The organism is Caballeronia sp. M1242 (assembly GCF_017220215.1).
Lineage (GTDB): Bacteria > Pseudomonadota > Gammaproteobacteria > Burkholderiales > Burkholderiaceae > Caballeronia.
Window position 1 is genome coordinate 461301 of sequence record NZ_CP071132.1, and the last position, 13198, is coordinate 474498.

Sequence of the window (13198 nt, forward strand, 5' to 3'; positions counted from 1 at the left end):
CCGGAACCGGCTCGCCCATAACGCAATGTCGCTGCGGCAGTTGACCCGCGTCGCGCAGATATGACTCAAGTTGACAGATACGCCGCCGGAGCCTCAGACGTATTCGAGCTTCGGATACCAGTCGGTGCCGCGTCCTTCCGGCGTCATGTCGAGCACGGTCCACAGCGGCATCGGGTCCGGCGCGCCGCGCGGATCTTCGCCCGGATCGGCCGTCGCGAAATCCATTTCGCCGCTCCAGAAATGGCGGATCACGCCGTCGCGCCGCGTGAATACGTTGAGCGCCGGCTCGTCGCCGCCGTCTTTCGAAACGGCGTGGTAATCGCGGCTGAAATCGCCGTTCACATCGGAGTACAGCTTGAGATCGCGCCAGCCGCGCTCCCGCTTGAAGGCGAGGAGCCGTGGCAGCGGCGAGCGCGCGATCACCGCCAGCGCGACACGCTGCCCGATATCGCGCGCTTCGCCTTCCCACGCCGAGAGCAGCGACGTGCACATCGGACACGGGCGCTCGCGTTGCGGTCCGAACATGTAGCTGTATGTCACGAGCGTTTGCTTGTCGCCGAAAAGACCGGCCATATCGACGACACCGTGCTCGCCTTCGAAGCGGTAGTCGCCTGTCACCTCGCCGCCGGGCGGCAGCGCGCGCCGCATCTGCGCGACGCGTTCAATGTGCCGCCGCAATTCGATTTCCTCCGCGAGCAACGCGGTGCGCGCCCGGCGGTATTCGGGGCTTTCGTTCGGAAACCGCATGCTGGCGCGGTTCGCCAAGTCGGCGGCGCGAACACGTGTCGTCGTCGGTGATGTCATGCTGGCTCTCCTGAGTTGAACTCGGCTCAATCGCGATCCGGCGCGCCGAGCGGAAAGAGCGGCCGATACGGCCGCGCCTCGTCGACTGCCCGCGCGAACGACGGCCGCGCGAGCAGCCGCTTGCGATACGCGATCACGTTCGGATAAACGTCACCGATCCGATGCGTCCAGTCCGCGTAGAACAGGAACGGCGCGGCGGCGCAGTCGGCGAGGCTGAAGGCATCGCCCGCGGCCCATTCGCGGTTCGCCATCACGCGGTCCAGAAACGCGTAGGACGTGTCGAGCATCGCGCGTGCGTCCGCGACGCCGCAAGCATCGCGTTCATTCTCGGCCCGCATGCAGTCGAACACGATCTTCTGCTGCGGTGTGGCCACGTAATTGTCGAAGAAGCGGTCCATCCAGCGCACTTCGAGCGCCGCGCGCGGATCGTCCGGAATCAGGCGCACGGGGCCGGGATAGAACACGTCCAGATATTCGATGATGATCGTCGCTTCGATCACCGGCTTGCCGCCGTCGACCAGCACGGGAAATTTTCTGATGGGCCACATCTCGGCGAGTTCGCGCATGGACTGCGGCGCGTCGGGCGTGAGCGGCCGCCAGGCAAACGGCGTCTCGTTCTCGTAGAGCGCAATCAGCGCTTTCTGACAGTACGACGAAAAAGGATGGGCATAAAGGATCAGACTCATCGGCGGACTCCGCTGGGAACTTCGCATAGGAATGGTCGGCGCGCTGCATGGCCGGTTATATCGACGACGCGCGACGTGGCGGCGAATCGACAACTTCGCGCACCGGAACGAGAAAATTTTGTTGTGCGACGCAGCGTCCGCGCGCGCCGCATTGTCGCCGGACTGGGCCTTTGCTACCGTGCGGGGTTCCGTCGCGAAGCTGTCACGAGAACCGCTCGCACGGAAATGACGAAACAATCAATGGGTCGAGGCAAGAAATGTTACGCAATGACAAGATAAGGGTCGTTGTCGCAGACGAGCAGCCGGTCATCGTGCTGGGACTGCAGACGTGGTTCGAAACGCGCGAGCGTTATCGCGTGGTCGCGAGCGCGACGGTCGAAGAGCAGTTGCTCTCAAAGCTGCGCGACGCGGACGGGGAACTGGTGATCGTGGGCGGCGCGCTCGGTGCGCATGCGCGCCCGGCGGCCGACAGGTTCGGCATCCTGCGCAAGCTGCGCGAATGCGCGCCGCACACGCCGCTCGTTGCCTTGATTGCCGACAGCGATCCACTCGCGATTCGCGCGATGCAGCGCGCGGGCGCACACGGCATAGCGAGTACGCGCGACGAACTGAAGGATCTCGGGCGCGTCTGCGAGCGCGTGCTGTCGGGCGTCAAAGGAGTGATTTCGCCGCGCATCGCGGCGTGCCTCGAAAACGAGCGCCGCAGCGCGCAAGCGTTTGATCCGAACACGATCTATCGCGAAGTACGCCTGAGCGCGACGACCCTCGCCGCGCGCATGTAAGCTCGCCCGCGTGACTTCCGGCTCACGCGGACGGCGAAGCGTCCTTCGAGACCTCGCGCGCCTTCTTGTCCGCGTAACTCACGTCCTTGCCGTCGTCGAACCCTTTCTCGTACGCGCGTTGATCGAGCGCCCGGAAGAGCGGCGCGAGTTCTTCGACTTGAGCGCGGATCAGTTCCATCAGCGGTTTCGCGAGCGCGGGCGAGCACTCGCTCGCCCCGTCGATATGGCCGTGCGCGCTGCTTACGACTTCGACCATCGCGCGCAGCGTCTGCGCGCGCTTCACGCAATAGTCCACGAGCGGCATCGCGTGGGTGATGACCGCATGGCCGTTCTCGTTGACCGACACCGTCACGTTCGACTCCACGAGCGTCTCCTTTCCGAATTGGGGGGACCGAAACTCTAGAAGCCGCGCGTCGGCACGCGCCAGCGGACGATTCCTAAACGGCGCGCGCGGTTTCATCGCACGTTTCGATCGGCCATGAAAGCCCGCGTCGCCACGACCGCGCCTCCGTCAGCAAGGATGCGTCAACTTCGCTACGATGCTCGCTTGACTCTTCCCCGGCGCGCGCCGCCGACCTTCGCACACACCATGCCCACGCCGCCAGACGCCATCGGTTTCACGCAAGATCCGCTCGACCGCATGTCCGAGAAGCGCGACGACGAAGCGTTTCTCGCGAGCCTCAACGACGACGCCGCGACGCGCTTTCTACTCTTCGTGAACAACGTGCCGCTGTTCAAGCGCACGGACGGCCACGATCCGCTTTTTCTCGCGCAGGAAGCCGCGCAGTTCGGCACGCCGCTGCAGACCGTGCTGCTCGGGCGCGACGCCGAACAACGCGCGCTCTTCGCCTGCACCGTCGATACGACCGCCGAGGCCGCCGCCGATGCGCTCCCGGGCGCGAGCGTCGAAGCGATCGAACTGCGCCCGGTCGCCATGCAAGGGCTCGTCGCGCCGCCGCTCGTGAGCGCGCTCGGCGAGGCGCGGTCGATGCTGGACTGGCATCGGCGGCACCGCTTCTGCGCGAACTGCGGAAATCCGACGGACAGCGCGGGCGCCGGCTGGCGGCGCATCTGCGGCCACTGCGGCGCGCAGCACTTTCCGCGCGTCGATCCGGTGGTCATCATGCTCGTCACCGATGGCGAGCGCTGCCTGCTCGGTCGTCAGCCGCAATTCGCCACGGGCATGTACTCCGCGCTCGCCGGCTTCATCGAGCCAGGCGAGACGTTCGAGCACGCGGTGTATCGGGAAGTGCTGGAGGAAGCCGGCATTCGCTGCGCCGACGTGCGGTACTTCGCGTCGCAGCCGTGGCCGTTCCCGTCGTCGCTGATGATCGGCTGCTTCGCGCGCGCGACGGGCACGGAGATCACCGTCGACGAAAAAGAGCTCGAAGACGCCCGCTGGTTCAGCCGCGACGAAGTCCGCGCGATGCTCGACGGCACGCACCCGCAAGGATTGAACGCGCCCAAGGCTTTCGCCATCGCGCATCACTTGCTGAAGGCGTTCGTCGAAGGCGACTGAAGCCTCAGAGCGTCTCGCGCTCGATGATCTCGAAGCCGACATCGACCGGCGCAACCGGCGCGGCGCCGCCGAGCCGGTCGATCAGACAGCGCGCAGCGGTCGCGCCGATGCGCTTGCCATCCACGCGCACCGTGGTGAGCGCGGGCGTCGTGTCCGCGGCGAAGTCGAGGTCGCCGAAGCCGCACACGGCGAGCCGCGCGGGCACGGCGAGGCCGAGCCGCCGCGCCTCGGAGACCACGCCGAGCGCGAGCAGATCCGAGCTGCAGAATATCGCGTCGACCTCGGGCGCCGACTCCTGAATGCGCCGCAGCGCGTCTTTCCCGAGCGCCACCGACGAAGGCGGCGGCATCAGCACATCGGCGACGTCGCGCATGCCGTGCGAAGCGAGCGTGTCGATGAAGCCGCGCCGCCGCGCGAGCGCGCGCTGATCCGTCGCGCAGACGAGCGCCGGATGCGCCGCGCCACGCGCGACGAAGCGCTCGGCCACCGCCGCGCCGATCCGATAGTGGGAAAAGCCGACGAGCATGTCGATCGGGTCGTCGGTCATGTCCCACGTCTCGACAATCGGAATGCCGATCTTGCGCAGCCGTTCGCGCAGCGTCGGCGTATGCGCGACGCCCGTCAGCAACACGCCTTCCGGACGGCGGCTCAGCACGGCGTCGAGCAATTGATCCTCGTTTTCGTCGCTGTAGCCGGACAGGCCGAGCAGCACCTGATAGCCGGCGCGCGACATGGTATCGCTGAACACCTGCACGGTTTCCGAGAAGAGCGAATGCGCGACGGTCGGCACGATGGCCGCGATCAGCCGCGATTTCGCCGACGACAAGCCGCCCGCCAGCCGGTTCGGCACGTAACCGAGCTCGCTCACCGCGCGGCGCACGCGGGCGAGCGTCTCGGGCGCGACTGTATCCGGCGCGTTGAACACGCGTGAGACGGTGATCGGAGAGACGCCCGCGGACGCCGCCACGTCCGTGATGCGCACGCCCTTCGATGTGCCGCGCGTGCGGCGCGGCGCGGCGCCCGCCTTTGCGGCGTCGTCAGAGATGTCGGCGAGCTTGGTCATGCATGGATTGACGCATCAGAGGCGGATCGGAGAAAGCGCGCCATTTTAGGCCTTCACGGGCGCATCGACGGCCGCGTCGCCGCGTGTGTTCCCGCGCCGCATCAGCAGCATCGTCACGACGGCGAAAATCATCAGGCACGCAGCCGGAATCAGCATCGGCGCCTTCACGCTGCCACTCGTCTGCCGCACCCACGGCACGAGATTCTGCGCGATGAACCCGCCGACATTGCCGAGCGAATTGATCGCCGCGATGCCCGCCGCCGCGCGCGCGCCGGTGAGGAACTTCGGCGGAATCGTCCAGAAGCATGGCAGCAGCAAGTACATGCACGGCGCGCCGAGGCATAGCGCGATAAAGCGCAGCGTGTTGGTCGGCAGGAACACGCTCGCGAGGAAGAAGACGACGCCGAGCAGTGCGGCCGTCAGCATCGCCATGGTCGTGCGGCGGTCGGAGCCGTTCGCCGCGCGCAGCTTCGCGGGCAGCCACGCCAGCACGACGGTCGCCGCGAGCCACGGCACGATGTTGAGCAGGCCGTTGGTCGTGTTCGACACGCCGAAGCCCTTCACCAGCGTCGGCAGCCAGTAGCTCACGCCGTAGACGGACATCGACAGCATCATGTAGTAGAGCGCCATGCCGATCACGCGCGGCTCGGTCAGCACGCGCATGACGTTCGCGTGGCTCGTCTCGGCTTTTTTCGCCTGCTGGCGTTCGGTTTCGAGCGTGGCGTCGAGCCAGCTTTTTTCGTCGTCGGAGAGAAAGCGCGCTTTCTTCGGCGATGCCGGCAGCCACAAGAGCACGACCACCGTGAGCAGCACCGACGGCACGCCCGTCACGATGAACACCAGCTGCCAGCCTTGCAAGCCGAACCACGCCTTGTCGAGCAGGTAGCCGCAGATCGGCGCGCCGACCATGTTGCCGATGCTGCTGCCGAGCGTGAAATACCCGAGCATGCGCACGCGATGCCGCTGCGGAAACCACAGCGTCAGGTAATAGATGACGCCGGGATACAGCCCCGCCTCCGACGCGCCGAGCAAGAACCGCAGGATGTAGAACATGGTCGCGTTCGTGGTGAACGCGAGCAGGATGGTGACGACGCCCCACGTCAGCATGATCCGTGCGATCCAGCGCGGCGCGCCGTACTTGTGCAGCAGCACGTTGCTCGGAATCTCGAAGATCAGATAGCCGATGAAAAACAGCGACGCGCCGAGCCCGTACGCCACTTCGGAGATGCCCAGGCTGCCGAGCATCTGCAGCTTCGCGAAGCCGATGTTCGAGCGGTCGATATACGCGACGAGATACAGCAGGCCGACGAGCGGCATCAACCGCCACGCGAGGCGGTTGATGAGACGCGGCTCGTCGACGGTCAACGGCGCGTTGCGGGAAAGCGGCGATCGGGTGTTCACGGTGTCTCCAAGGCGGGGCGGTCGGGGCTGCGGGTGGCGCTTTGGTGTCTGCTGCGGTTGGCGCTTTAGCTTCTATTGCGGTTCCGTGCACGGTGGCCGGGTCCGGTGCAGTCTCATCGATAGCGAGTTGATTTGTTCAATGGCAGGACCGAAGCCGAGCGGTCGGCTGAGCGGCGCGCTTCAGTGCGTGACTGCAGTGCAATGCAAGACTGCCGCCTGCCGTTTTCGCTCCACCGCACACGTTCACGCCGCGCCGGGCGCTGGCCGGTTGCGCCGTCAGATGCGACGCGATCCGCCACCCACGCCGCTCGGCGCGGGTTCGGACACGCATGCTGCCAACAAACTCACGCCTGCTACGCCCGCGTCTTACGCCATTCGGCATACGCCGCGAGCGTTTCCTCATTCGGCGGATACGTGCCGCGCAAGAGCGCGCCCGCTTCCACGCGCGTCGTCACGAACTCTTCGAGCAGTTCCTGCTCGGCGGCATCCTTCGCGACCTGCTCGGCCATGTGACGCGGCACGATCACGACGCCATCGACATCGCCGACGACGATATCGCCCGGATACACGGCCACGCCGCCGCACGCGATCGGCACGTTCATGTCCACCGCGTGATGCTTGGCCAGATTGAGCGGCGCGCTCGCGCCCGCGCAGAAAAGCGGCAGCCCGATTTCGCCGATGGTGCCGCTGTCGCGCACGCAGCCGTCCGACACCATCCCCGCGACGCCGCGCACCTTCAGGCGCGTCGTGAGAATCGATCCGGTCGATGCCACCGTGCGATCGCCGCGGCAATCCTGCACGAGCACGCTGCCCGGCGGCGCGCTCTCGACCGCCTTGCGCTGCGGATGATCCGGGTCCTGAAACACGCCGACGTGATCGATATCTTCGCGCGCCGGAATGTTGCGCAGCGTGAAGGCTGGACCGACGAGATTCGGCGCGCCCTTCGCGGGCTTCACGAGCGGCGCGACGCCTTGCAGGAACACGTTGCGCAGGCCGCGCTTGAAGAGCTGCGTCGTGAGCGTCGCGGTGCTGACGTGGCGCAGCAAGTCGAGCGTTTCGTCGGAAATGGCGATGTCTTGTGTCGTCATGGTGTGGGTATCGTTATTAGTGGATTTCCGGCTCGCCGCCGTACGCGGCCGTCTTCTCTTCGAGGAAATCGAAGTCGCAGCCCTTGTTCGCCTGCGTCACATGCAGTTGATGCATCACGCCGAAGCCGCGTTCGAACGGGCGCTTCGGCGGCGTCCAGGCGGCTTTGCGCGCGGCGAGTTCCTCGTCGCTGACGTCGAGATGCAGGCGGCGCGCGGGCACGTCCAGTTCGACGATGTCGCCGTCCTTCACCAGCGCGAGCGGCCCGCCGACGAACGATTCCGGCGCCACATGCAGCACGCACGCGCCGTAGCTCGTGCCGCTCATGCGCGCGTCCGAGATCCGGACCATGTCGCGCACGCCCTGCTTCAACAGCTTCTGCGGAATCGGCAACTGGCCCCACTCCGGCATGCCCGGCGCGCCGACCGGTCCCGCGTGCTGAAGGACGATCACGGAATCGGCGGTGATATCGAGGGCTTCGTCGTCGATACGCGCGGCCATGTCGCCGTAGTCCTTGAACACGACCGCCGGCCCCCGATGCTTGAGCAGATGCGCTTCCATCGCCGCCGGCTTGATGACGGCGCCATCGGGCGCGAGATTGCCGGTAAGCACGGCGAGGCCGTCGTTCGGCACGAGCGGATTGCTAAGCCGGCGAATCACGTCGTCATTGAAAATTTCGGCGCCCGCGATGTTTTCGCCGAGCGTCGCGCCATTGACCGTTAGTTGCGAACCATCGATCAAATCGCCGAGTTCGGCGAGCATCGCGCGCAGGCCTCCGGCGTAGAAGAAGTCTTCCATCAGATACTTCCCGGCCGGCCGCAGGTTGCCGATAACCGGCGTCACGCGCGACAGTTCGTCGAAGCGCGCGGTCGTGAGCGGCACGCCCGCGCGGCGCGCGACCGCCACCAGATGCACGATCGCGTTCGTCGAGCCGGACATCGCGAGCACCGTGGTCACGGCGTTGTCGAACGACTTCGGCGTGAGGATGTCGGACGGCTTCAGATCGGTCCACACCATCTCGACGATGCGCTGCCCGGTGAGCGACGCATACTGCGCATGCCGCGAGTCAACGGCGGGAATCGACGCAAAGCCGGGCAGCGTGAGGCCGAGCGCTTCGGTGGCGCTCGTCATCGTGGACGCAGTGCCCATCGTCATGCAATGACCCGGCGAGCGCGCGATGCCGCTTTCGACGCCCTTCCACTCGTCCTCGGTGATCTTGCCCGCGCGCAGTTCCGCCCAGTACTTCCACGTGTCTGAACCGCTGCCCAGCGTGCGGCCGTTCCAGTCGCCGCGCAGCATCGGGCCGGCGGGAAGATAGATGGCGGGCAGGTCCATGCTGATCGCGCCCATCAGCAGGCCGGGCGTGGTCTTGTCGCAGCCGCCCATCAGCACGCAGCCGTCGAACGGATATGAGCGCAGCAGTTCTTCCACTTCCATCGCGAGAAAGTTGCGATAGAGCATGGTCGTCGGCTTCTGGAACGGCTCCGCGAGCGTCATCACGGGCATTTCCACCGGAAAGCCGCCCGCCTGCCAGATGCCGCGCTTCACTTCCTCGACGCGCTGCTTGAAGTGCGTGTGGCACGAGTTGATCTCGCTCCACGTATTGACCACGGCGATGACCGGCTTGCCCATGTAATCGGACGAGTGATAGCCCATCTGCGCGGTGCGCGAGCGGTGCCCGAACGAGCGCAGGTCGTTCACGCCGTACCAGCGATGGCTGCGCAGTTCCTCGGGCGTCTTGCGTTTCGTGGGATCGTAGGTCAAGCGATGTCTCCTTGATGGTAGCGTTACCATTTCAATGCCCGCGATGGTAGCGTTATCATCGGCGAGCGTCGCTTGGGGTTTTTACGAACGGCAGAGTCCTATCTGCTCACAAGATGCACGGAGCCGAGCAATTCGGAAAGCCCGAGCCAGAGAATTTGCACGCCGATGCAGAAGATGACGAACGCGAAGAGCCGCATGGCGACCTGCGTGCCGACGGTGCCGAGCAACCGTTCCAGATAGCCGGCGAAGCGCACGCAGACGTAGATGCTCGCGCACAGCAGCAGAAGCCCGACCGTCACGCCGACGATATGAACCGGCTGCAAGCCGTGGCGCGGCGAGCCAGTGCCGAGTGCGATGGCCACCGCAATCGAGCCCGGGCCGACGGTGATGGGCAGCGTCAGCGGATAAAACGCCTTCGCGCGCAGCGACGCGCCGCTGCGTGGCTTGGGCGCGGGCTCGGCGGAAGCGTCTTCGTCCGGCGCCTGAAGGAGACTCCAGCCCGCCATCGAGACCACGATGCCGCCCGCCACGCGCAGCACCGGGATGGAGATGCCGAAGAAGTTGAGCACGTACGCGCCCACTGACAGCGACACCAGCAGAATCACGAAGCTGTTCAACGAGATGCGCCGGGCGAGCTCCTGCCGCTCGGCATCGCTGATATGCGGCAGCATGCTCAACACGACGAGCGCGACCGCGGGCGGATTGATGATCGGAAAAAGCCCGGCAACGATCACGAGCACGGTCTTGACGAATTCGTTGATCATGCTCGATAGGTCGTGGATGTCGATTCGGTTATCCGTCCTCAGCCGGACACCAGGGGCGCGGTCAGAATCAGCGCGCACTCGGTCAGAAACGAGCCGAGCCCCACGCCGATCAGCACGCGCGCCACGTACGTCCACATGCGCCGGTCGACGTTACCCGAGCAGCGCCATGCCGCCGTGCACCACGCGAGATAAAGCGCGCCGCACGCGGCGAACAGGCCCAGCGTGCCGGGCCAGAACCAGATGGTAATTAGCAAAAACGCTTCGGGAGCAACGCCGCTGCCCCAGAGGTACAAGTACACCGCCCACCATGCGAGATGGATAGGCAGGCCGAGTAGCCACCAGACTTTCCAGAAACGTTCTTCTCCGCGCCAGGCCTTGCGCAACATGCGTCGCCGTATAAAGGAAGGAGGCTGGCATTTTACTTCACCGGATGCGCCCGCACGGTGGCGGCCTCGGCCTCTGCAATGCGGTAACGACTAGGTTCTCGTGGCATTTCAGCATATTGCGTCGCGGCAAACGCCGTCTGCCGCTATGGGCGGCGCTCGGTCAGCATTTGACTGGCGAGGTCGCCGTGATGCATGGCGAGCGCGCGCAGCGACGGCCACATGTGCATGTAGTGGACCATGAAACTGTCCGCACGCTGAAGCTGATAAGGCGTGTTTAGCGTGATGCAGTCGACGAGTTCCGCATCGCCTGCCATGCCGTGACGCGTGAGCACTCGAATGAACGTGTCCTGATCGCCGCCGCTCGCGTACGTCGACGACTTGTCCGTCACGCCGCCGATCGCCTGCTCCACTTCGCCCAGCACGTCGAAGTTCGCCTGCGTGCGCCGAAAGCCCATGATGCCGGAGTTGAACTGCCAGCTCATGTCCATCGCGATCAGACGGTCGCGGTGGTCAAGCAGACGTTCGAGCGGCATCGACTGATCGAGCACGAGCACGTCCGCGTCGATCCAGAACACCCATTCGTGCTGAGGCAAATGCCGGCGCAGCACCCACGGTTTCAGCCAGTTGCCGCTCGCGCCGTGCGGCGATTCGGGCGGGATATCGCGATAAAGATGCAAGGCATAGCCGTGGCGCGCGCAGTAGCGCCGCAGATTGCGCTCGGCGATAGCGCCATACGCGCGAATGTTCGGCGTGTACAGCATGGCAAGCGCGATGGGCGCTTCCGGGCGCAGCGCCTCGTAGGCGTCCTCCGCGATATCTGAAGCAGGCAGCGTCAGATACGCCTCGCCCTTCGCCCGACACGCGTTCACGTGCGACGCGATCAGATCGCGCAGATCGGCGTGGACCGCCTCGTTCGGCGGCGCGTCCGGAATATCGGCGAGCGCGATGGCGAAGACGCGCAGCCGCGCCCACATCGGATCGATATGCCACGCGGCGGGCACGACGGCATGCGCGCCGTCGATCTGCGTCATGTAGCCGAGTGGCGCCGTCATGCGCAAGAGCGCCGACTCGCTCGCGAGCGCGCCGCCGAAGCGCGCGCCCGCGCACAGGCGTTCGGCAAGCGCGCGGGACGCAGGCGTACTGCGCCAAAGCTGGAACGCGCCGATCACGGTATCGCTTGCGGCGTCGCCCATCGAGACGATCAGCGTGTCGCATTCAGCGGCGGCCATCAGCGTTTCGCAAGCGATATCGCTCACGATCAGGCAGTCCTGCGTGAGCAGCAGCACGAAGTCGCCGTCGGCAGCGGCGCGCAGCGCGCGCAAGAGCGTCTGGAACTTCAGCAGCATGCGCAGATGCGTCCAGCCGATGCCGCTCGCATCGACGAACTCCTGCGCGTAACCGCGATGCGCGCAATAGCGCCGGTGGTTCTCGAACGACGCGTGCGCGTCCCGGCTCGCGAAGAAACTGATGACTCGGGTCGTCATGAAAGCTCGATGAGGGATGCAGGCAATCACCGATTCTGCGTTCGCATTCGGGGCTCGGGCAAGCGGCTGGACACTTTGTTTCATGCTGCGTGACGTGGCGCTGACTCGTATCGTCCGCGCGTGCAACAGGATTCAAGACGCCGCGCGCGCGCGCCGCGACAATTTCGCTTTCTGCCAACCGAAGGGGAATTTCTATGACAAGCGAGACGACAGAAACCAGCGCGCGAGCGCAACGCTGCGTGATCGTGGTGGACCGCGCGCTGCCCGCGGGCAAAGCCGCGAACGCGGCGGCGGTGCTCGCGTTGACCATCGGGCAGCGGCACCCGGCGCTCGTCGGCGAACCGCTCGTCGATGCGTCCGGCGTAGCGCATCCGGGGCTGATTCCCGTCGGCATCGCGGTGCTCGCGGCCAGTCAGGACGAGCTCGCCACGATTCGCGGCAAGGCGCTCGCCGCTGATTGCGATGTCGTCGCATTCCCCGAGCAAGGCCAGCAGACGACGGACTACGCCGCGTTCCGTGACGCCGTCGCCACCGTCGCCACCGACGCGCTGCGTTACGTGGGCGTCGCGCTGATCGGCGACAGAAAGCCGGTGAGCAAGGCCGTCGCGAATCTCGGCCTGTTGAAGTGATGCGCGTCAGCCGCGCGTCGCCGCCTTGTACGCGCCGGGCGTCACGCCGAGCATGCGGCGAAACGTGCGCGTCAAGTGCGCCTGATCCGCGAAGCCGGTCTCGGCGGCGATATCGGAGAGCGCATTGCCGCGCCGGATGAGCGCCATCGCGCGGCGCACGCGCGCCTGCCGCTGGTATTCGTGCGGTGTCATGCCGGTTTCGCGACTGAACGCGCGAAACAGGCGATACGGCGGCAAGTCGGCCGCCGCCGCGATTTCGTGCAGACGCAGCGGGTCGGCGAGACGATCTTCGACAAAGCGCCGCGCCGTGACAATCGCGCGCGGCTCGTTCGTCTCGCGCAGCGCGGTGGTCTGCTTCATGTGACGTTGCGCGAGCCGCGCCGCGAACGACAGATACCGCTCGTCGCGATACAGCGACGAACCGCGCACTTCCGACGACCGATGCACGTCCTGAAGCGCCATGCTCAACGCCGGATCGCGGATGATCGGGCCAATGAGCCCGCCCGCGCGCTTCTCGCCGGTCAACTCCAGCAGATGCGCGACATCCACATACAGCGTGCGCTGCGTCCAGCCGTCGCCGTCGACGGGCCAGCCGGCGTGCGGCTCGTCGGCATCGATGGCGTACAGATCGCCGCGCCGCGCGACGAACTCGGTGCCGCGCATGCGGATGCGAATCGCGCCGCCCGTGAGCAGCGCGAAGCAGGCGGTATCGTGCGCGTGAACGTCGTAGGCGAAGTCCGCGAAACGCCCGCGCAGCAGATCCGCGCCGAGATCGGGCGCGTGCCAGATGCGCGTGTCCGACGTGGGACGGGCGTTCGCGGCCATTCGCG

At 66.2% G+C, this 13198-nt stretch carries 14 protein-coding genes; 3 read left to right on the forward strand and 11 right to left on the reverse strand.

Annotated features, from left to right (window positions below):
* Positions 1-93: 93 nt before the first annotated feature.
* Both JYK05_RS25610 and JYK05_RS25615 read right to left on the reverse strand, forming a co-directional pair.
* Complete coding sequence (locus JYK05_RS25610) at positions 94-804, reverse strand: DUF899 family protein (protein WP_206470646.1); 711 nt, start codon at positions 802-804, stop codon at positions 94-96.
* Between the two features lie 26 nt (positions 805-830).
* A complete protein-coding gene (locus tag JYK05_RS25615) occupies positions 831-1490 on the reverse strand; it encodes a glutathione S-transferase family protein (protein WP_206470647.1) in 660 nt (219 codons plus the stop codon).
* A 257-nt stretch (positions 1491-1747) separates the two neighbouring features.
* Between JYK05_RS25615 and JYK05_RS25620 the strand changes: the two genes are divergently transcribed.
* Positions 1748-2272, forward strand: coding sequence for a response regulator transcription factor (locus JYK05_RS25620; RefSeq protein WP_206470648.1), 525 nt, complete (start codon positions 1748-1750; stop codon positions 2270-2272).
* A gap of 22 nt (positions 2273-2294) precedes the next feature.
* On the opposite strand, the gene JYK05_RS25625 is transcribed toward JYK05_RS25620, so the two are convergent.
* Entirely contained in the window at positions 2295-2636 is a 342-nt protein-coding gene (locus JYK05_RS25625; RefSeq protein WP_206470649.1) for a hypothetical protein, read from the reverse strand.
* A 225-nt stretch (positions 2637-2861) separates the two neighbouring features.
* Here JYK05_RS25625 and nudC point away from each other — a divergent pair, with 225 nt between their 5' ends.
* Entirely contained in the window at positions 2862-3791 is a 930-nt protein-coding gene (nudC, locus tag JYK05_RS25630) for an NAD(+) diphosphatase (protein ID WP_206470650.1), read from the forward strand.
* 4 nt (positions 3792-3795) lie between these two features.
* On the opposite strand, the gene JYK05_RS25635 is transcribed toward nudC, so the two are convergent.
* From JYK05_RS25635 to JYK05_RS25665, 7 genes are all read right to left on the reverse strand, one after another.
* Complete coding sequence (locus JYK05_RS25635) at positions 3796-4854, reverse strand: LacI family DNA-binding transcriptional regulator (RefSeq protein WP_206470651.1); 1059 nt, start codon at positions 4852-4854, stop codon at positions 3796-3798.
* A gap of 45 nt (positions 4855-4899) precedes the next feature.
* A complete protein-coding gene (locus tag JYK05_RS25640; RefSeq protein ID WP_206470924.1) occupies positions 4900-6171 on the reverse strand; it encodes an MFS transporter in 1272 nt (423 codons plus the stop codon).
* Positions 6172-6608: 437 nt separating this feature from the next.
* Complete coding sequence (locus tag JYK05_RS25645; protein ID WP_206470652.1) at positions 6609-7343, reverse strand: ribonuclease activity regulator RraA; 735 nt, start codon at positions 7341-7343, stop codon at positions 6609-6611.
* A 16-nt stretch (positions 7344-7359) separates the two neighbouring features.
* Positions 7360-9105, reverse strand: coding sequence for an L-arabinonate dehydratase (gene araD, locus JYK05_RS25650; RefSeq protein ID WP_241270106.1), 1746 nt, complete (start codon positions 9103-9105; stop codon positions 7360-7362).
* A gap of 98 nt (positions 9106-9203) precedes the next feature.
* Positions 9204-9869 (reverse strand): MarC family protein, encoded by a 666-nt coding sequence (locus JYK05_RS25655; protein WP_206470654.1) that lies wholly within the window; start codon positions 9867-9869, stop codon positions 9204-9206.
* Positions 9870-9907: 38 nt separating this feature from the next.
* Positions 9908-10255, reverse strand: a complete 348-nt coding sequence (locus JYK05_RS25660) for a hypothetical protein (protein ID WP_206470655.1) — start codon at positions 10253-10255, stop codon at positions 9908-9910.
* Positions 10256-10398: 143 nt separating this feature from the next.
* Positions 10399-11739, reverse strand: coding sequence for a hypothetical protein (locus tag JYK05_RS25665; protein ID WP_206470656.1), 1341 nt, complete (start codon positions 11737-11739; stop codon positions 10399-10401).
* A gap of 194 nt (positions 11740-11933) precedes the next feature.
* Between JYK05_RS25665 and JYK05_RS25670 the strand changes: the two genes are divergently transcribed.
* Positions 11934-12368, forward strand: coding sequence for a DUF2000 domain-containing protein (locus JYK05_RS25670; RefSeq protein ID WP_206470657.1), 435 nt, complete (start codon positions 11934-11936; stop codon positions 12366-12368).
* A gap of 6 nt (positions 12369-12374) precedes the next feature.
* On the opposite strand, the gene JYK05_RS25675 is transcribed toward JYK05_RS25670, so the two are convergent.
* Entirely contained in the window at positions 12375-13193 is an 819-nt protein-coding gene (locus tag JYK05_RS25675; protein WP_206470658.1) for an AraC family transcriptional regulator, read from the reverse strand.
* Positions 13194-13198 lie beyond the last annotated feature (5 nt).

What these genes read in the sequence shown, in the direction of transcription:
- JYK05_RS25610 (WP_206470646.1), bottom strand. Translation starts at nt 804, where the DNA reads ATGACATCACCGACGACGACACGTGTTCGCGCCGCCGACTTGGCGAAC.
- JYK05_RS25615 (WP_206470647.1), bottom strand. Translation starts at nt 1,490, where the DNA reads ATGAGTCTGATCCTTTATGCCCATCCTTTTTCGTCGTACTGTCAGAAA.
- JYK05_RS25620 (WP_206470648.1), top strand. Translation starts at nt 1,748, where the DNA reads ATGTTACGCAATGACAAGATAAGGGTCGTTGTCGCAGACGAGCAGCCG.
- nudC (WP_206470650.1), top strand. Translation starts at nt 2,862, where the DNA reads ATGCCCACGCCGCCAGACGCCATCGGTTTCACGCAAGATCCGCTCGAC.
- JYK05_RS25635 (WP_206470651.1), bottom strand. Translation starts at nt 4,854, where the DNA reads ATGACCAAGCTCGCCGACATCTCTGACGACGCCGCAAAGGCGGGCGCC.
- JYK05_RS25640 (WP_206470924.1), bottom strand. Translation starts at nt 6,171, where the DNA reads ATGCCGCTCGTCGGCCTGCTGTATCTCGTCGCGTATATCGACCGCTCG.
- JYK05_RS25645 (WP_206470652.1), bottom strand. Translation starts at nt 7,343, where the DNA reads ATGACGACACAAGACATCGCCATTTCCGACGAAACGCTCGACTTGCTG.
- JYK05_RS25655 (WP_206470654.1), bottom strand. Translation starts at nt 9,869, where the DNA reads ATGATCAACGAATTCGTCAAGACCGTGCTCGTGATCGTTGCCGGGCTT.
- JYK05_RS25660 (WP_206470655.1), bottom strand. Translation starts at nt 10,255, where the DNA reads ATGTTGCGCAAGGCCTGGCGCGGAGAAGAACGTTTCTGGAAAGTCTGG.
- JYK05_RS25665 (WP_206470656.1), bottom strand. Translation starts at nt 11,739, where the DNA reads ATGACGACCCGAGTCATCAGTTTCTTCGCGAGCCGGGACGCGCACGCG.
- JYK05_RS25670 (WP_206470657.1), top strand. Translation starts at nt 11,934, where the DNA reads ATGACAAGCGAGACGACAGAAACCAGCGCGCGAGCGCAACGCTGCGTG.
- JYK05_RS25675 (WP_206470658.1), bottom strand. Translation starts at nt 13,193, where the DNA reads ATGGCCGCGAACGCCCGTCCCACGTCGGACACGCGCATCTGGCACGCG.